At 72.5% G+C, this 18,090-nt stretch carries 13 protein-coding genes; 7 read left to right on the top strand and 6 right to left on the bottom strand.

Annotated features, from left to right (window positions below; all coding sequences use genetic code 11):
• Positions 1-20: 20 nt before the first annotated feature.
• The 3 genes from RM779_RS31775 to RM779_RS31765 all read right to left on the bottom strand — a co-directional run bounded on the left by RM779_RS31775 (position 21) and on the right by RM779_RS31765 (position 4,701).
• The gene (locus RM779_RS31775) at positions 21-1,268 is read right to left on the bottom strand and encodes a lanthionine synthetase C family protein (protein WP_311621256.1); all 1,248 of its coding nucleotides are present in this window, start codon (positions 1,266-1,268) and stop codon (positions 21-23) included.
• Positions 1,265-4,315, bottom strand: a complete 3,051-nt coding sequence (locus RM779_RS31770) for a lantibiotic dehydratase (RefSeq protein WP_311621255.1) — start codon at positions 4,313-4,315, stop codon at positions 1,265-1,267. Before RM779_RS31770 ends, RM779_RS31775 begins: the two co-directional genes overlap by 4 nt.
• A 191-nt stretch (positions 4,316-4,506) precedes the next feature.
• Positions 4,507-4,701 (bottom strand): hypothetical protein, encoded by a 195-nt coding sequence (locus RM779_RS31765; protein WP_077061394.1) that lies wholly within the window; start codon positions 4,699-4,701, stop codon positions 4,507-4,509.
• A 974-nt stretch (positions 4,702-5,675) separates the two neighbouring features.
• Here RM779_RS31765 and RM779_RS31760 point away from each other — a divergent pair.
• The 3 genes from RM779_RS31760 (at position 5,676) to RM779_RS31750 (ending at position 8,680) form a co-directional block, all read left to right on the top strand.
• A complete protein-coding gene (locus RM779_RS31760; protein WP_311621254.1) occupies positions 5,676-6,452 on the top strand; it encodes an SDR family NAD(P)-dependent oxidoreductase in 777 nt (258 codons plus the stop codon).
• A 57-nt stretch (positions 6,453-6,509) separates the two neighbouring features.
• A complete protein-coding gene (gene dgoD, locus RM779_RS31755) occupies positions 6,510-7,655 on the top strand; it encodes a galactonate dehydratase (protein WP_311621253.1) in 1,146 nt (381 codons plus the stop codon).
• Positions 7,656-7,768: 113 nt separating this feature from the next.
• On the top strand, positions 7,769-8,680 hold the full coding sequence (locus tag RM779_RS31750) for an SMP-30/gluconolactonase/LRE family protein (protein WP_311621252.1): 912 nt from the start codon (positions 7,769-7,771) through the stop codon (positions 8,678-8,680).
• 90 nt (positions 8,681-8,770) lie between these two features.
• On the opposite strand, the gene RM779_RS31745 is transcribed toward RM779_RS31750, so the two are convergent.
• Positions 8,771-10,009, bottom strand: coding sequence for a glycoside hydrolase family 53 protein (locus tag RM779_RS31745; RefSeq protein WP_311621251.1), 1,239 nt, complete (start codon positions 10,007-10,009; stop codon positions 8,771-8,773).
• A gap of 251 nt (positions 10,010-10,260) precedes the next feature.
• Positions 10,261-10,611, bottom strand: a complete 351-nt coding sequence (locus RM779_RS31740; RefSeq protein ID WP_311621250.1) for a hypothetical protein — start codon at positions 10,609-10,611, stop codon at positions 10,261-10,263.
• 395 nt (positions 10,612-11,006) lie between these two features.
• On the opposite strand from RM779_RS31740, the gene RM779_RS31735 reads away from it, so the two are divergent.
• A complete protein-coding gene (locus tag RM779_RS31735) occupies positions 11,007-11,729 on the top strand; it encodes a FadR/GntR family transcriptional regulator (RefSeq protein ID WP_311621249.1) in 723 nt (240 codons plus the stop codon).
• A 266-nt stretch (positions 11,730-11,995) separates the two neighbouring features.
• Here the strand turns inward: RM779_RS31735 and RM779_RS31730 are convergent, their stop codons facing one another.
• Entirely contained in the window at positions 11,996-12,190 is a 195-nt protein-coding gene (locus tag RM779_RS31730; protein ID WP_311621248.1) for a hypothetical protein, read from the bottom strand.
• 243 nt (positions 12,191-12,433) lie between these two features.
• Between RM779_RS31730 and RM779_RS31725 the strand changes: the two genes are divergently transcribed.
• The 3 genes from RM779_RS31725 to RM779_RS31715 all read left to right on the top strand — a co-directional run bounded on the left by RM779_RS31725 (position 12,434) and on the right by RM779_RS31715 (position 17,906).
• Positions 12,434-12,979, top strand: a complete 546-nt coding sequence (locus tag RM779_RS31725) for a GNAT family N-acetyltransferase (protein WP_311621247.1) — start codon at positions 12,434-12,436, stop codon at positions 12,977-12,979.
• Positions 12,980-13,083: 104 nt separating this feature from the next.
• Positions 13,084-13,875 (top strand): TIGR03936 family radical SAM-associated protein, encoded by a 792-nt coding sequence (locus tag RM779_RS31720; RefSeq protein ID WP_311621246.1) that lies wholly within the window; start codon positions 13,084-13,086, stop codon positions 13,873-13,875.
• Between the two features lie 197 nt (positions 13,876-14,072).
• On the top strand, positions 14,073-17,906 hold the full coding sequence (locus RM779_RS31715) for an Rne/Rng family ribonuclease (protein WP_311621245.1): 3,834 nt from the start codon (positions 14,073-14,075) through the stop codon (positions 17,904-17,906).
• The last annotated feature ends 184 nt before the right edge of the window (positions 17,907-18,090 follow it).

Below are 18,090 nucleotides of genomic sequence, written 5' to 3'. Positions count from 1 at the left end.
GAAAAGCGGTCCGCTGCCGGTCAGTTGACCAGCAGGGCCGCGTCCCAGCGCGGTGGCGTCGGCCCGCGCCGGTGGAGAACGAGGGCCACGCCCGCGGAACCTTCGAGGAAGGTGGGGGCGTCCCAGATGGCCGGTGGCAGCCGTCGGCGTCCGCGCGTCGGGTAGCCGAACGCGGACGCGGGCTCGAAGCGGGCGCGGAGGCGGTCGGTCAGACTCGCCGCGTGCTCCGCCAGTATCGGGTCCTGGGCGTCATGGGCGATCACGCGGGTGAGGTGGGCCTGCCCGGCGAGGCCATGGCACAGACCCGGGTCGTCGAGCCCGGCCCGGCCTTCCGGACGGCGACGGACCGCGTGCATGGCGTCCACCGCGACCCGCGGCCACTCCGTCTCGCCCAGTGCCAGGCCCGCCAGTTGCAGGGCGCGCGCGATTCCCGGGGGGCCGTAGCACCAGCTCGGGCGGTGCGGCTCGTGGCGCGGGCGCCGGCCCGCGGCCTCGTCCGCCGCCGAGACCATCATGGGCCAGTACGGGCCCGCCTCGTCGTCCTGGCGCCAGCTCAGCAGCCACTTGGCGGCGCGCCGGATGGCGGCGTCCTGGCCGGGCACCCGGATGCCCCGCGACCAGCACAGGGAGAGCAGGGCCAGCGGGCCCGCGATCCCGTGGGCCAGGCCCACGTCGATCGTGTCGCCGTCCGCTTCCTGGCCCGGCCATGGCGGGCCCGCCCAGCCGGGCAGCGTGCGGCCCTCGTGCACTCTCGGTTCGGTGAGGGCGGTCAGGTAGCGCAGGGCGTCGCGGACGGCCTGCGGCCCGGCCGGGTCGTCCAGGAAATAGCGGGCGATTCCGGTGACGCCGGTCACCGCGTCGAAGCGTTCCCTCGGGACCAGTTCCTTACCCTCGCTCATCCTGGCCTTCTCCAGGGCGAGGAGGCGGCCCAGCCGCTCGCGGAGGAACGTGTCCAGCCGCTCGCGGATGGTGGCGTAGTCGCCGGGCTTCCGGACGGCCGCCCTGATCGCGAAGGCCAGCCCCGCCGTTCCTTGGTAGAGCCCGGGGCCGAGGCGGCCGGCCACGGGGAGCAGGGTTGTCGCGGCGTCGGTCAGCCGGGCGTGGGCGGCCCGGCGGAGCTCCGGATCGTGCCTGCTGAGTTCGGCGAGCAGCAGGGCCGTGCCGACGGTGCCGTCGGCGAGGCCGAGCGGCTGGCCGGCGGGCGGAGTCCACGCGTTCGCCCGTGCCGCGATCTCCGCCACCACGGCTTCGTCGCTCCAGGCGCTCACCGCAGGTGCTCCCGGCGCGCCTGCTCGGTTTGCGCCATGCCGCGGGCGACCGCGAAGGAACGCTCCTCCGAGGTGCGGTTGGCGCCGATCAGCCGGTTGTGGTGCATGTGCAGCACTCCGGCCAGCACCGAACGCCGGGAGGCCGCGGGGAAGTCCCGCAGCGCCGCGGCCCGTTCGGCCAGGCCGGCCGGGCCGGACGCGCTGGTGCCGGGCAGCGGGGCGGTGCCGAGCAGGCCGAGTGCTTCGTCGCGGTGTTCGCGGAAGTACCGGTGGTGCTCCTCCTCGCGCGGCATGGCGAGGAACCAGGCGGGCCAGTCCGGCCCGTGGACCTGCCGGGCGATGTCGACGTAGTGTCCCGCCGCGAGTACCGGCGGCGGCGTTGCCACGGTGCCCGCTGACAGGGCCGCCAGTTGCCCGACGACGGTCCGGCTGTCGTGGTGGAAGAACCGTTCCGCGGCGGCGATGGCCCCGGGCCCGCCGTAACGGACGGTCTCGGGCTCGTACCGGTCGACGACCAGCCGGCCGGCCAGCCTCCGGCGGTACAGGTCGTCGGCCCAGTCCTGCACCGCGGGTGCGACGTCGGAGAGCAGCGCTCGCGGATCTCCCGGGCACCGCAGCCGCAGATGGGGTTCGGGGTCGATGTAGCGGATGAAGAACCAGTGCCCGCCGCCGTCCGGCAGGTTCGCCAGCAGCCGGGGCAGATGCGAGACCAGCACCTCGTTCTGCCCGGCCGTGGCGAGGTACAGCTTGGCGTAGTACCACTGGCGGTGACGGTTCCCCTGCCGGGGGGCCGGGCCGCGGCGCGCCATGCCGGCGGGCGCCCTGGCCGTCCCGGCGTCCCGGCCTCGGGGCAGGACGGGGATGAGCACCTCGCTGCGGTACGCGCCGCCCTCGTCGTCCCGCAGCCAGTGCTCGGCGTACCCCGCGTCCTCCAGCGTCTCGTACGCCACCGTCCCCGGGTCCCGGGCCAGTTGGCGGCGCAACAGCGTCCGGTGCAGCGGGGCCGACAGGTCGAGTACCACCCGCAGATCGACCGTTCCCACGTTGACGCGCCGGGGCACGGCCCAGCGGGCCCGCCACGCGTCCAGGGCGCGGCCCCACTCCTCGTCGGACGCCGAGGAGTCGGTCAGCGCCGGATCGGTCATCTTCCAGCGCGCGGGAGTCAGAACCGTGCGGCCGTGGCGGACCCGGGGCAGACGGGTGGCGGAGCCGATAGTCCCCCAGTCCCACACGGACCAGGTCGGACGGCCCATCGACGAGATCTCGCGCAGCAGGCGGACGGCGTCGGAGGTGAAGCCCATGGACAGCACGGTGGCGGTATGCGCGACGAGTTCCCGCCCGGTGGCCGCGTCCACGGAGAACAGCCGCTCCTCGTCGGCGGCCAGGGCGACGTCCCGCGCGCCTCGCACACGGCCCTCGGACGACGGGTGGGGGAACGAGCCGACCGTCAGCCGGTCCGGCCAGCAGGCAAGCGCGCGCGTGACGTTCGCGGCGCCGGGCAGCACCTGGAAGTCCAGGCTGACCGGCGTGGCCCCTTCCCGGAGCGTCGTCGCCATGGCGTCCCGCGCCAGTGCCGCCACCGGCTCCGGGTCGTCGAAGAGATAGGCGAAGCGGCCGAACAGGGCGCCCGGGGTCGGCGAGCCGGTGGTCTGGGACAGGATCAGCCGGAACTCTCCCCGGGCCAGGGCCTCCTGGGACACGGCGGTCACCTGGGCGCACAGCTCCGCCGGGGTCGGCGTGGTGTCGGGCGCGGCGTCGGCCAGCCGGTTCAGCACGGCGTCTCCCAGGACGATCTCCCCGCTCCCCGCGGCGGCGGACAGCACCAGATCGGTCAGCACCGCGTCGCGCGCCGGGCCACGGTCGTCCGCGGCGGCGGGCGCCATGCGCCGTTCGCCGCCCGGATTCTCGTAGCCGGCCGGCGGGCCGAGCCCGGAGTGCGGGTCGAGAACCTCCAGCAGCGGTACGGCGTGGCCGACGCCGTACCGTTCCACGAACGCCCTGTGATAGTCCGCCAGATGGGGCTTTCGCTCGTTCTTGGCGGATGCCCGCCACAGCGCCGTCGCGGCCGACTCGGCCTCCCGCGCCACCGCTTCGGGCAGGATCACCTCGGCGTCGATCCGCAGGTCGGTCTGGAGGGTCCCGTCGTGCCGGTGCAGGTCCCACAATGCCCGCTCCGCGGTGTCCCAGCGGCCCGTTCCCGCGCCGAGCGGCGCGCCCGCACAGTCCGCCAGCACCTTCGCGATGCGGGCGACCGCGTCCTCCTTCTCCCGGTCCGCCACCGAGGCCAGGACCTCACGCACGTACCGCAGCGGGTCGGCCCGGGCGAGGGGCGGGCGCAGTTCGGTCAGCAGGAAGCCGCGCCGGACGAGGTCCGCCAGCAGCCCGTCCACCTTGCCGGCCGCCACCGTGGGGAACGCGCTGGTCAGCCGCTCGGCGATCTCCCCGCCCGTGCACGGCTGTTCGGCCGCCTCCAGAGCCAGCCGTACCGCGGCGGTGTGGCGCACGGAGACCTCTTTGGTGCGGGCCGCCGCCGCGCGGCCCTCGTCCGTCACGGGGGTGAACGGCAGAACCCACCGGTCGCCGCGGGCGAAGCCCAGGTCGTTGGTGATCACCCGCAGTTTGCGCAGCAGCGCCGGGTCGCGTTCCCAGGCGGAGAGCAGCCCTACCAGCCAGTCGCCGTCCGGCCGCACCGCGACGCGGTGCCGCTCGCCGACGCGTGCCCGGCACGCGTCCCCGAAGGCGACGGGCGCCACCCCGGCCAGCAGGCCGAACGGGGTGGGGCGGCCGGCGGCCCGCAGCACGTACCGGGTCGTTCCCAGCGCGAGCTTGCGCAGCGCCGCCGGCTTCATCGGCTCACCCGCCTGAAGTGTGCGGATGGCGCGGTACAGCGACGGGCTGGAGAGCAGCAGCGCCTCCCGGACCCGTTCGTCGGCGATCAGCGTGGCAACGTAGCGTTCGACCTGCGCGCGGTCACGCGGGTCGAGGCCCTCGGCCGCTGTGACGGTCCGCTCGACCCAGGAGTACGGCAGCAGCGGGATGCGCAGCATGCCGGGACCGGCAAAGCGAAAAGAAACGTCGTCCCCTGACAATGGACCGGATTCTCCCTGCCTGTTTTTCCGCGTCTGCTTCTGCCTTTTCCATGCCTCGTACCCGCCCGGCGGAAGTGTGGTGCGCCACATGGTGAAAGGCGCGGGCGCGGAGCCGGTGAACGGCCCGCGCCCCTGCCGTCACGGCTCAATCACGAACAGAAGATTGCCGTGGTCGCGGGAATACAGACCGAGCAGTCACTCGTGTAAGGACCGTTGGGGAAGGAGACCGTCTTCGCCTGCGCGAAGCCGTCACCGTCCTCCAGGTCGCTCAGCTCTATGCGGATGTCGAGGTCGAAGTCGGAATCGGTGAGTTCGGTGGTCGGTTCCGCGACAGAGGTTGACATGCGATTCCTTTCACGGTGAGCCCGGGGTCCGGCCTGGGAATGCGCCGGGCCTCAGCGATGACCATGACACTGTACGAAGCAAGTGACGGGCTTTCAAGAGCGTAGTAAAGACCGGTACTTGCTCTGCGGTGGGGCCCTATGTGCGCTTTCTTGGGTCCATGCCCTTAATCTGCTGTTTGGGGCCTTCCTCGCTCGTTGTGGCGCGTCTCTCGTGGCAGGTGAACGCGGCCGGTGAATTCGGGAGGCGCCGCGTCACGGCACGGGGCGAATGCGCGGCCCGAATAGGCGCGGTCCCGTTCACCTGTCGTGTTTCCCGAGGGTTTTCGAAGGGAATCGGATGTGCCGGGGCGCCGGTTCAGGGCCCAGTGGGCGCGGAATCGGCGGCATCTCTGTTTTCCCGGCCCGAGAACGGCTTTCGGCGCGCTGCCACCCGGCTGCCGTGCAGGGCAGGCGGAATGCGTCGGCGTCCCCAGGTCCGCCGAGGTGCCGGCTCGATCCGTTCACCTTCCGGAAGTATCTGTCCGCGCCCGGTTTCGGGCACAGACCCCCGCACACCGTCCCTCATGCCGGAGCGGTCCCCGCTACCCCGGCGGGCGGTCCGTCGCACCCGCGCCGGGGTGCCGTTGACGAGCGGTGAAGCAGCCGACAAGTCACCTGTCGGTAGCTTCCTGAGCGCAGGTGGGCGTCGCATACCTTCCGGCGGGCATGAGCACGGCCTACGGCGAACTGCTGGTCCGCTGCCCCACCTCCGCCGGGGAGTCGTAGCCCCGGCCGCCACAGCGCTGTGCGGGCAGTCCGCCATGGCCGGGACCTGGACCTCCATAGCTTCAGCATCGCGCGCATGCACCGGGCCGCTTCGAGTGTCGAGATGGCAAGTGCCAAACGTGGTCGCTCGTTAATTGACCCCTTGACAGGGGGAATAATTAATATTTAATTTGCCTGGTATTGCCCCCGGTCCCCGCAGGAGTCCTCCCGTGTGTCCCGCTCCCGCCCCTTCCGCCCAACGCCTCGCCGGGCGTTGTGCGTTCGTCACCGGCGCGGCGTCCGGCATCGGTGCCGCCACCGCTCACCGGCTGGCCGCCGAGGGTGCCCGGGTCCTCGTCGCCGACATCGACGAGGAATCGGGCGTGGACGTCGTCACCGCCATCCGTGAAGCCGGTGGCAGCGCGCGATTCCAGCACTGCGACGTCTCCGACGAAGATTCCTGGGCCACGGCGGTGCGAGCCGCCAGGTCGGCCTTCGGGCCCGTCCATGCCCTGGTGAGCAACGCCTACAGCGTTCGGATCGCCCCGGCCCACCGGACCAGCGTGGAGGAATGGAACCGGCAGCTGGGCGTGAGTCTCACCGGCTCGTTCCTCGGCGCGCGTGCTTGCCTCGACGACCTGGAAGCGACGGGCGGCAGCATGGTGCTGGTCTCCTCGGTGCACGCCCTGGTGGGCCTGCCCGGGCGGCCCGCCTACGCGGCGGCCAAGGCCGGACTCACCGGGCTGGCACGGCAGTTGGCCGTCGAATACGGCGGCCGGTTCCGGGTGAACAGCGTGTTGCCCGGGCCGGTTCTCACCGGGGCCTGGGAAGGCATCGCCGAGGAGGACCGCCGGGCCGCGGCGCGGGAGACCGCCGCGGGTCGTCTCGGCGCGCCCGAGGAGGTCGCCGCGGCCATCGCCTTCCTGCTCAGTGACGACGCCTCCTTCGTGACCGGTGCCTCGCTCGTGGTGGACGGCGGCTGGAGCGTGCTGAAGAACTCCGCATGAGCCATGTCCGAGCGCGGCCGACCCCGAGCCACGCCCACCTGCCCTGGAAGCCGCCCCTTGAAGATCACTCGCGTTGAGACGTTCGCCGTCCCGCCCCGTTGGCTGTTCTGCCGCCTGGAGACCGACGAGGGCGTGGTGGGCTGGGGCGAACCCGTCGTGGAGGGCCGCGCCGCCACGGTCCGCACGGCCGTCCACGAGCTCGCCGAGTTCCTGATCGGCCGGGACCCCATGCGAATAGAGGATCACTGGCAGGTGATGACGAAGGGATCGTTCTACCGGGGCGGGCCGGTGCTCTCCAGCGCCGTCGCCGGCCTCGACCAAGCGCTGTGGGACATCGCGGGCAAGGCGCTGGGGGCGCCGATACATGTGCTGCTGGGCGGGCCGGTGCGTGATCGCGTCCGTGCCTACAGCTGGGTCGGTGGTGACGAGCCGGCCGACATTGCCGATGCCGTCAAGGCGCAGGTGAAAGCGGGCTTCACGGCCGTCAAGATGAATGCCTCCGGGCGGATGAACAGGATGGCCACCGCCGCGGACGTCGCCGCCGTCATCGAACGGGCCACCGCCGCCCGAGAGGCACTGGGTCCCGAACGTGACTTCGCCCTCGACTTCCACGGCCGGTTCAGTGCCGCCAGCGCCCGCCGCATCCTGCCGCATCTCGCCCAGCTGCATCCGCTGTTCGTCGAGGAACCCGTCCTGCCCGAGTACGCGCACCGGCTCGACGAGGTGGTCTCCGCGTCATCGGTCCCGATCGCCACCGGCGAGCGGATCTACTCACGCACCGAGGCGCTGCCCGCGCTCCAGGCGGGCATCGCCGTCCTGCAGCCCGACCTGTCGCACGCGGGAGGCATCTCCGAGGTACGGCGACTGGCGTCGCTCGCGGAGACGTTCGACGTGCTGCTGGCGCCACACTGCCCCCTGGGGCCGATCTCGCTGGCCGCGAGTCTGCAGGTGGCCTTCAGCACACCGAACTTCCTCATCCAGGAACAGAGCATCGGCATCCACTACAACAAGGGCGCCGAAGTCCTGGACTACGTCGTCGGGCCGGAGGTGTTCCGGTTCGACGAGGGCCACATTCGGCGCCCGCTCGGCCCGGGGCTGGGCATCGAGGTCGACGAGCAGGCGGTACGCCGTGCCGACGGAAGCGCGCCGGACTGGCGCAGCCCCGTGTGGCGACACACCGACGGCTCGTTCGCCGAATGGTGACCCTCCGCCGCGAGTGACTCCACGGCGCACAGCCCGTGTCGGCCCGCCGGCCGAGGGACGGCCGCGTTCGCACGATCCGCGCTCCCTGTCCCGGCTTACGCGAAAGGTTTCTCATGACCGTGTACGGACCTACGGACATCGGCCCGTTCCGCCCCATCACTCCGGAGCGGCTCCGACTCGGTGAGGGGCCCCGGCTGTTGCCCGACGGCGCCGTTGTTCTGGTGGACATACTCACCGGCCGGCTGCTGCGGCTGCCGACTGTTCCGGGCCGCGAACTGGCCCAGCTGGCCAGGTTGTCCGATCCGTTGGGCGCGGTCGCTCCCCTGCCGCTGACCGGCGACCGGGCGGGGTGGCTCGCGGCGACCGGCATGGCCTTCGCCGTGCTTGACCCGACCGGCCGGGTCCTTCGGGAGTTTCCGCTGCCGCGCCGGGAGGGCGGCGCACAGCGCATGAACGACGCGGCGTGCGATGCGGCCGGGCGGATGTGGGCCGGCACCATGGCGTATGACGCCACGCCGGGGTCGGGCGCCCTGCACCTACTGGACGTCGACGGCACGGTGACAACGGTGCTGGACGGTCTGACGATCCCCAACGGCCCGGTTTTCAGCCCGGACGGGCGGACCATGTACCTGGCCGACAGCGCCCTCGGCACAGTCGAGGCGTTCACCGTCGATCCCGGCACGGCCCGACTGTCCGGGCGCCGGCCGCTGTTCGAGATCGATCGCGACACGGGCAGTCCCGACGGCATGACGGTCGACGCGCAGGGCTGCGTCTGGTCGGCGATCTGGCGAGCCGGACAGGTCAGGAGGTACGCCCCCGACGGGCGTCTGCTGAAGATCGTGGAGGTGCCGGCCGTTCAGCCCTCCAGCGTCTGCCTGACCGGGCGCCGCCTCGTCGTGACGACCGCCTCGCTCGGTCTGGAAGACCCGGGCCCGTGCGACGGGGCGGTGCTCGGCGCTCCGTGCTCCGTCGTCGCCCCGCCTGCCGCGTATGCCTCCGCCGCACTCGCCGACGCGCACGCCTGACACAGAGCGGGCCTGGTGCCACGCCCGCACGTGCGCCGGGCCCCGCCCCTTGAGGCAGCCTTGAGGCAGAGCGGGGCCCGGCGCCGGCGGTCATGCCGTGCGGTAGGCGCTCAGCGCGGGCAGTGCCCGGCCCCGGAAGTCGAACAGCGTGGTGTTGCTCACGACGTTGGGCTGCCCGACCTCCCAGCCCACTCCGGGCGCGGGGATCATGACCGGGTCCCAGTAGATGTCACCGATCACCGCGCCGTCGTCCACCTCCTTGAGTTGCCTGAACAGGTCCGTGAGGAAGTCCGCCTGTCCCTGCGGGGTCTCGGGGTACGGCACCGGGCCGTTGTCGGTGAGCTGTCCTTCGACACCGTCATGAGTGACCTGGTTCCAGTTGATGCCCGTCTCCATCACCATGATCTTCCGGCCGAAGCGCTCGTGGAGCTGCTCGAAGAACGCGCAGACGGTCGGGATGTCCTTACGCGTCCAGAACGGGTAGTACGACGCGCCGATGACGTCATAGGGGATGCCATGGGCGTCGGCGGTGGAGAAGAACCACTCGTACTTGTCCATGTTGCCCGCGTCGTCGAGATGGAGGATCACCTGCGTCGAGGGGGAGACCTCCTTGACGGCCTCGTACCCGGCGCGCAGGAACCGGGCCAGGTTCTCCCAACCCTGCTCCGAGGTTGTCGTCCCATAGGGAAAAAGGATGCCGCCCTGCATCTCGTTGCCCAGGGAGACGTACGCCGGGACGGTTCCCTGGTCCCTCATGTCGAGCATGATCTCGCGGGTGTAGTCGCGAACATGCTCTTCGAGAGCGGCGACCGCCTGGTCGTCGGGGAGGTCGGTGACGTCCCGCCACTCGCTCGGGATGTCCTGGATGGCGCCGTTGCTCCAGTAGTCGCTGTAGTGGAGCGTCAGCTGCGTCTCCATGCCGTTGTCCGTCACCCGGCGAGCGAGGTCGAGCATGTCGGCCTTGTCCTGGTAGCCCTCGGGCAGGTAGGAGTCCGGGTAGCCGATGCGCGGGTGGTCGGGCCCCGTGGCCGTGTAGACACGCAGCCGGGCCAGGTCCATGCCGTTGGCGGCCATGAGCTGGACGGGATCGACACGTCGCCCGTTCTCGTCGTAGTACCTGCCCCCGCTGTCCTCGACCCAGTTGAGCATGGTCAGGTCACCACCGGCGGCGAATCCGTCGTCGGCCACAGGGCGCCCGGGCCGGTCGTGGCCCTGGTCGTGCGGCGTGGCCGCGCCCGCCGGGCCGGCGAGTCCGGCCAGGCATGCGGCGGCGAGTACGAACGCGGTGAGGCGTGCCCGCAGCCGACTTCTTTGTCGTGCATATGACATACAGACCTCCGTCTGTTCTCGTGTCGGATCAGCCGAACCAACGCGCCATGCGGCGCTCAACGGTCCGGTATCGGGGGCAGGCGCATCAGTCACGGAGCCATACGGCGCGCAGCGGTGAGGCGTCCTGCCACATCCAGGGGCAACCCGGCGGGTCTCAGGGCCGGCACGGCGGCGCCGGACCTATCGGTGCGCGCCCGAACCGCGCCGCGCCGGCCCGCGAGCGTCCGGCAGACGGCCGTTCCGCCTCGCGGTCACGCTCGCTCGTCACCCGCACCACGCAGGGACACGCGTGGCGCACCCGCCAGTTCGGCGGTTTCGACCGCGGCCCGGTTGCGAGCCGGGTCCAGGCCTTCACGTACCGAGGCATCGACGTAAATGCGCGACGCCGGGTCCAGGGGCAGGGCGCGGATCTCCGCACCGTGCCGAGCGGCCGCGTCCGCGAAGCGGCGGAGTCCGATCTCCCACTCGGGGCCGTACCAGAAATGATCGGCGACGAGCCGGCCGCCGATGCGGGCCCGGGCGGCGTCGCCCGTGTAATGCAGCCTCAGCCGTACCTCCCCGTCGCCTTCCAGAGCCGATGCCGGAATGGTGACGCGGTACACGGCGGCCTTGTCGAAGCGTCACAAAGCGGCGCACGTCGAGGTCACCGTCGAAGCGGAACGTGCCGCGCTCGTTCTCGTGCTGGTTCCGGAACAGGTGGGTCGCGACGAGAGACGACCGTCCCGGAGCAGGGTCTGGCTGTCGACGGTCAGTGTGTGCGACGCGGTGGTTGAACTGCCCATGGGCGGGTGCCCCGCCAGGGGCGCGGCTGCTTCGTGGACATGCGGAGACAACATGACAGGCGGCTCCTGCGGGGCAGCGGCTCGGTGGAGTGCGTTCATCGTGGAGGGAGCCCCGGGCAGTGTCAAGATGTATTCATAATTAATACCTACTGTTAGGGTGGGTGTGCCAGGCCTCCACATCTGGGGCCCGCGCAGACCCCGAGGAGAGACCCGCCATGGCGTCGTACACCGGAAGAGGCGTTCACGGGCAGGTCGTCCGCGTCCTCGGCCTGCGTATCGTCGGCGGTGACTTGCCCGAGGGAGCCACTCTCGACATGCGTGGCCTCGGGGAAGAACTCGACGTGAGCCTCACCGTGATGCGCGAGTCCATGAAGGTGCTCGCCGGCAAGGGCCTGGTAGACGCGCGCCAGAAGCGTGGAACTTTCGTCAGGGAGCGCAGCAATTGGAACCTGCTCGACGCGGACATCATCCGCTGGCAGGTCGAGAGTGGCGCCGGACAGCGCCTCATGCGTGACCTCGCCGAGGTGCGCGCGATCGTGGAGCCGGCCGCCGCTCACCGTGCGGCCCTCAACCGGACAGAAGGCGATCTGCGAGCGCTGGAGACCGCGCTCGACGCGATGACCCATGCCCGCGCTCACTTCTCCGCGGACGCCGCCGAGGCCGACGCCGCGTTCCACCGCGCCCTGCTCTGTGCCACCGGCAACGAGATGCTCGCGCGCATGGACCTCCTCCTTGAGCCCGGGCTACGCGAACGCGACCGGGTCGTCCACTCCCACGATCAGGCCAACGACCCCGTCCCCAGCCACCGGGCCGTCCTCGATGCGATCCGCGACCAGGACCCCGCCCGCGCGGAGCTCGCCATGCTCGACCTCCTCGCCAAGGCCACCCACGACCTCGACCGGATCACCGGCAGCGCCTCTACGGCGCACCAGTCCTGACACCTCTTCCGCCCTCACCGACGGGCCTGCGGTGCGGCGCGAGGCCCGGCTCACCAGCCCTGCACCCTGGCTCACGCTCCCGCGCGTTCTGCCCGCTGAGCCTGTGCCCGGTCTGTCGGGCACATGTGAGCACCGTTGCCTACCGGGTCTACCGGGGCCACGTCCATGCCCAGGGCCGCGAGGATTTCCGCGAGCGCTTCGACGCCTGCCTGGCACGAGGTGAAAGCTCTGTCCCCATAAGCGGTAGTGACGAAGCGTAACTGGCGTCATTGGCGCCGTGTGCGGGGTGCCGGGTGGAACGTGTCATCGGGCTCCACGGCGTCCGGCAGGACATCGCCCGGCTGCGGACCCACCGGCCGGTGGGCATCAGCCAGGAGCCGGCGAACGCGTTGGGTATCCGCCGCGTCATGTTCGCCGTCGACGACGTCGTTGCCCGCCTGCAGGCCTGCGGCGCCGAACACGTCGCGGCTCCGCTGCGTCCGTGGCCCCGGAGTGGCCGAGCAGCTCGGCTGAAGGCCGCCGAAGGGGCCGGGAGCCGCGCGGGCCGTGTAGGGTCGCCTGATCCACGGCGGGGCGGCCGCCGTCCCCGCTCAGGCGCGGGTGAGGGCAGGACGGTCGTGATGGTTTCCGGGTCTTGGAAGAAGCCGCCGGCCGCCGGCCGGGTACGGGTTGCCGTGGCGGGCGGTGCGGCGGACGATGAGGCCGTGCCCCAGCTCATCCAGCCCACCACCGCGGTCCACGCCTCGTTTCTCGAAGCGGTGGAAGAGTTCGAGGCGGAGGGGCGCGGCACCCTGGAGGACAACTCCATGCTGGGCCGCGACATCTCCGTCTTCGGCCGCCGATGGCAGGACCCCGAGACGTTCGCCCAGTACGTCGCGGAGAACATAGCCGCGGCCCGCAGCGACACCCTGCCACCGCCGGGCTTCGTGCGTGCCACCATCCTGTGGTGGGTCGAAGGGGACACGTTCCTCGGCCGCCTGTCCATACGCCACCGGCTCACCCGGCGGCTGCTCGACTGGGGCGGGCTCATCGGCTACGACGTGCGGCCCTCCGCGCGCCGCCGCGGCCACGCCACCGGCATGCTGCGCGCGTCCCTCCCGCTCGCCCGCCGGCTCGGGCACGACCCGGTGCTGGTGACCTGTGACCACGACAACGTGGCGTCACGGAAGGTCATCGAGGCGTGCGGCGGGGTCTTCGAGGACCGGCGGGGGGAGAAGCTGCGGTACTGGATAGCCACCGGTGGGACGTAACCTGGGAGTAAGCAACGGCCCATGACCGGGCCGGAGAGTTTCGTACGAGGGACTGAAGACCACTGGGCAAGCGACAGCCCGTAGGCCCGCCGCCCGCTCCCGCGGTGCAGCGCATCCGGATGCGGTATACGAAGCGGGGCCGCCTGCGGTTCACCAGCCACCGCGATTTCCAGCGCGCCTTCGAGCGCGCCCTGCGCCGGGCCGGGGTACCCATGGCGTACTCCGCGGGATTCACCCCGCACCCCAAGGTCTCCTACGCGAACGCCGCGCCGACCGGCACGGCGAGCGAGGCGGAGTACCTGGAGATCGCCCTGACCGAGCGGCGCGACGTCGAGGAGCTGAGAGCCCGTCTCGACGCCTCGCTGCCGGACGGCCTCGACATCGTGGACATGGTGGAGGCCCGCACCACCGACTTCGCCGAGCAGTTGCAGGCGTCCCAGTGGGAGCTGCGGCTGGACGGCGTGCAGCCCCTGGACGCGGATCGCGCGGTCGCCGCTTTTCTGGCCGCCGAGGCCGTCGAGGTGCAGCGGCGGACGAAGAAGGGACTGCGGGCCTTCGACGCCCGCGCCGCCGTCGTGTCGCTCGCCACGGTGTCGCCGGGAACGGCAGCAGGTGGGTCCCATGGGCCTGACACCCAGCCTTGTGCGATACTGCGCCTGGTAGTACGGCACCTTACCCCTGCCGTACGACCCGACGACGTCCTGTCCGGTCTCCGCGCTAAGGCCGACCTGGCGCCGCCGGTCCCCGTAGCGGTGACCAGGCTGGCGCAGGGGCCACTCGATGAGGAGAACGGCACGGTGACCGACCCGTTCGCGCCTGACCGCGACGCTGCCGAAGCCGCCCTGACCAGGGCCGCCGGACAGCAGGCCGCGGCGGCGCCGGGGGTCACCGGATAGCGATGCCGTTGCTGTGCCGCAGAACGGCCGGGGGCCTGGGAGCCACTCGGGCCGGGCTGTTCCGGGCGGCGCACCGACCAGCAGACTTTCGCCGTAGCCGGACCCAGTGGTCCGGAACCGGCGAGTAATACGACAGCTCTCGAGCGGCGCCCGCTAGGCGGTGAGGCGCCCGGGAGCGTGACGGGAGAACCGCCCGCATGCACGAGGCCAACGAATCCGTGGGGCCGAACGGTGCCGAGCGCACCGGGGACACCTCCGCGACCACTACGACAACGGACAAGAACACCACACCGAGTGACACCCTCCCGCCCCGGCGCCGCCGGGCGGCGACCCGCCCGGCCGGCCCCCCGGCCGCGGTGGCGGTGGCGGTGGAGGAGAGCAGGACGGACGAGGCCGAGCAGGCTGCGCCGCGGAAGCGGCGCCGTGTGACGCGCGTCGCGTCCGAGCCGGAGACGGAAGCGCAGCAGGAGCCGCAGCAGGAGCCGGTGGCCGTGGAGGCGGAGCCGGAGGGTGCTGCGCCGCGGAAGCGGCGTCGTGCGACGCGTGCTGTGTCGGCGCCTGAGCCGGTGGCCACGGAGGCGGTGGCCGAGGAGCCGTCCGCGGAGGAGGCGGCGCCCGCGCGCAAGCGGCGTCGTGCGGCGGCCGAGGAGCCGGTGGCCGTGGAGGCGGAGCCGGAGGGTGCTGCGCCGCGGAAGCGGCGTCGTGCGACGCGTGCTGTGTCGGCGCCTGAGCCGGTGGCCGCGGAGGCGGTGGCCGAGGAGCCGTCCGCGGAGGAGGCGGCGCCCGCGCGCAAGCGGCGTCGTGCGGCGGCCGAGGAGCCGGCGGACGCGGAGGCCGCGCCCGCGCGGCGGCGGCGCCGCACCGCGTCCGTGCCCGAGGCGGTGGAGGAGCCCGCGGCCGCGGAACCGGTCGCCGAACCCGAGCCCGAGCCCGCCGCGCCCCGGCGCAGGCGCCGGGCGGCGCGTGCGGCGGGCGAGGCGGCGGAGACGCCCGCCGAGGAGCCGCAGATCACCGCGCAGGAGCCGGAGCAGGCCGTGGAGGCGCCCACGTCGCGCAGGCGGCGGCGGTCCGCGCGCGAGGCGGCGGAGCCGGAGGCCGTGGCCGAGGTGCCGGACGAGGCCGAGGCGGCTGCCGTGCCGGACGAGAGCGACACGCCCCCGCCCCCGGCGGTGCCGGTGGCAACCGCCGTGTTCCAGGCGCCGGTGTTCCAGGCGCCCATGTTCCAGACTCCGCAGCGGGCCGCCGAGGAGGCGGTGCGCAGCGCCGCTCCGGCAGCCGAGCCCGAGGAGGCGGCGGGGCCGGAGGAGCCCGAGGACGAGGACGAGCAGAACGTCGAGGACGTCGAGGACATCGAGGACGTCGCCGAGGAGGAGGACGAGTCGCAGGCCGACCGTCCGGCCCGCAGGCGGCGCCGCGGCGGCCGGCGGCGGCGCCGCGGGGAGACCGCGGAGCGTGCCGCGGCGGCAGTCGCGGGGACCGGCGCCGGGGACGGCGAGGAGGAGACCACACCCGGGGCGGAGGCCGAGCCGGAGTCCGGCGCGGCGGAGACCGCGAAGGACTCGGACGCGGACGTGGACGAGGACGCCGAGGCGGAGGCCGAGGAGCAGGCGGAGGGCGGCGGTTCCTCGCGGCGTCGGCGCCGGCGCCGGCGGCGCAGCGGCGATTCGGGCGACGGCGCCGGGGGCGACGACCCGGAGCGCACCGTCGTCAAGGTCAGGGAGCCGCGCCGCAAGCGGGACGAGGCGACCGAGAGTTCGGACGGCGTGCAGTCGATCAAGGGCTCGACGCGGCTGGAGGCGAAGAAGCAGCGCCGCCGCGAGGGCCGCGAGCAGGGGCGGCGCCGCGCGCCGATCATCACCGAGGCGGAGTTCCTGGCGCGCCGGGAGTCCGTCGAGCGGGTCATGATCGTGCGGCAGAGCGGCGAGCGCACGCAGATCGCGGTGCTGGAGGACGACGTCCTCGTCGAGCACTTCGTGAACAAGGAGCAGTCGGCCTCCTACGTCGGCAACGTGTACCTCGGCAAGGTGCAGAACGTGCTGCCGTCGATGGAGGCGGCGTTCGTCGACATCGGCAAGGGCCGCAACGCGGTGCTCTACGCGGGCGAGGTCAACTTCGAGGCTCTCGGCCTCGGGAACGGGCCGCGCCGGATCGAGAGCGCGCTGAAGTCCGGGCAGCCGGTCCTCGTTCAGGTCACCAAGGACCCCATCGGTCACAAGGGCGCGCGGCTGACCAGCCAGATCTCGCTGCCCGGCCGGTACCTGGTGTACGTGCCCGAGGGGTCGATGACCGGGATCAGCCGCAAGCTGCCCGACACGGAGCGGACCCGGCTGAAGCAGGTGCTGAAGCGGATCGTTCCGGAGAACGCGGGCGTCATCGTGCGCACCGCGGCCGAGGGGGCGAGCGAGGAGGAGCTGACCCGGGACGTCGAGCGGCTCCAGGCGCAGTGGGAGGAGATCCGCAAGAAGGCGAAGAAGGGCAACGCGCCCGCGCTGCTCTACGGCGAGCCGGACATGACGGTGCGCGTGGTCCGCGACATCTTCAACGAGGACTTCTCGAAGGTCATCGTCAGCGGCGACGACGCGTGGGAGACGATCCACGGGTACGTCGCGCACGTGGCGCCCGACCTTCAGGAGCGCCTCCAGCGGTGGACGTCGGAGGTGGACGTGTTCGCCACGTACCGCATCGACGAGCAGCTGATGAAGGCCCTGGACCGGAAGGTGTGGCTGCCGAGCGGCGGTTCGCTGGTCATCGACAGGACCGAGGCGATGGTCGTCGTCGACGTGAACACCGGCAGGTTCACGGGCCAGGGCGGCAACCTGGAGGAGACCGTCACCAGGAACAACCTGGAGGCGGCCGAGGAGATCGTGCGCCAGCTGCGGCTGCGCGACCTCGGCGGCATCATCGTCATCGACTTCATCGACATGGTGCTCGAATCCAACCGTGACCTGGTACTGCGGCGGCTGCTCGAGTGCCTGGGCCGCGACCGGACCAAGCACCAGGTGGCGGAGGTCACCTCGCTCGGCCTGGTGCAGATGACGCGCAAGCGGGTCGGGCAGGGGCTGCTCGAATCGTTCTCGGAGCCGTGCGTGCACTGCAACGGCCGGGGCGTCATCGTGCACGCGGACCACGTGCACGCGCCCGGCGGCGGTGGCGGTGGCGGCGGCAAGAAGAGCAGGAAGCGGGCGCGGGCCGCCGCGGCGGAGGAGCCGCAGCCGGCGGCCGCGGAGGCGCAGCCCGCGCCGGCCGCGGTCGCGGAGAGCGCCGAGCCGGTGGAGCCGATCGTGCCGCCGGAGACGGTGGAGCGGGACGAGCCGGTCGAGCCCGTCGAGCCGGTCGAGGAGCCGGTGGAGCCGTCGCCCGAGCCGCGGCGGCGGCGCCGCGTCTCCCGCAAGGCGAGCGCGCCCGCCGGTCCCGCGGGGGAGGGCGCGGTGACCGTGGTCACCGCGGAGCAGCCGTCCGCCGCGGCGGAGCAGGAGCCGGAGCAGGAGCCGGAGCCCGCACCCGAGCCCGCGCCTGAGCCGGAGCCCGCGCCCGAGCCCGCCAGACGGCGTGGGAGCCGTAAGGTCTCCGTCCCGGCCGGTGCGCCGAGGAGCGCGGAGGAGCCCGCGGTGGTCGTGGTCGCGGCCACCGAGCCCGAGCCCGTTCGGGAGCCGGAGCCCGTTCCGGAACCGGAGACCGGCACCGTGTCCGAGGCGCCGCCGCGGCGCAGGGCCGTGCGGCGGGCGTCCGCCCCGGCCGGTTCGCCGGAAGGCGCCACCGAGGCGGTCGTGACGGTCGTGACGGCCAATGCGGCGAAGAAGTCGGCGAAGAAGGCGGCAACCAAGTCGGCGGCCAAGACCGCGGCCAAGAAGACCGCGAAGAAGACGGCCAAGAAGACCGCCGCGAAGAAGACGGCGACGAAGAAGACGGCGACGAAGAAGACCGCGGCCAAGAAGACGGCGACGAAGGCCACGGCGAAGAAGGCGGCCAAGTCCACGTCGGCGGCGGAGCAGCAGCAGCCGCCCTCGGTGTCCGCCACGGCCGCGGAGTGAGTGCCCGGGTCCGCCGCCGCCCCCGCGGGAGCGGCGGCGGACCCGGCTGATTTGACCGGCTTGTTGACGCCTCCGTATCCTTGGCGATCGGCGTGTCATCAGGCCCGCCATCCCCCTGAGCACTCATCCTCCCGCGCGGCGCACGCTCCTTTCCGCGTCCGTCCGGGAGAGGCCGGGTTTGCCG

The organism is Streptomyces johnsoniae (genome assembly GCF_031845565.1).
GTDB classification, from domain to species: domain Bacteria; phylum Actinomycetota; class Actinomycetes; order Streptomycetales; family Streptomycetaceae; genus Streptomyces; species Streptomyces johnsoniae.
Note: the sequence above shows the minus strand (reverse complement) of the source record. Positions and strands in the feature narration are given on the sequence as shown.

Coding starts and splice junctions, on each gene's coding strand:
- RM779_RS31715 (WP_311621245.1), top strand. CDS start 14,073: ATGCACGAGGCCAACGAATCCGTGGGGCCGAACGGTGCCGAGCGCACC.
- RM779_RS31770 (WP_311621255.1), bottom strand. CDS start 4,315: ATGCTGCGCATCCCGCTGCTGCCGTACTCCTGGGTCGAGCGGACCGTC.
- RM779_RS31765 (WP_077061394.1), bottom strand. CDS start 4,701: ATGTCAACCTCTGTCGCGGAACCGACCACCGAACTCACCGATTCCGAC.
- RM779_RS31745 (WP_311621251.1), bottom strand. CDS start 10,009: ATGTCATATGCACGACAAAGAAGTCGGCTGCGGGCACGCCTCACCGCG.
- RM779_RS31735 (WP_311621249.1), top strand. CDS start 11,007: ATGGCGTCGTACACCGGAAGAGGCGTTCACGGGCAGGTCGTCCGCGTC.
- RM779_RS31750 (WP_311621252.1), top strand. CDS start 7,769: ATGACCGTGTACGGACCTACGGACATCGGCCCGTTCCGCCCCATCACT.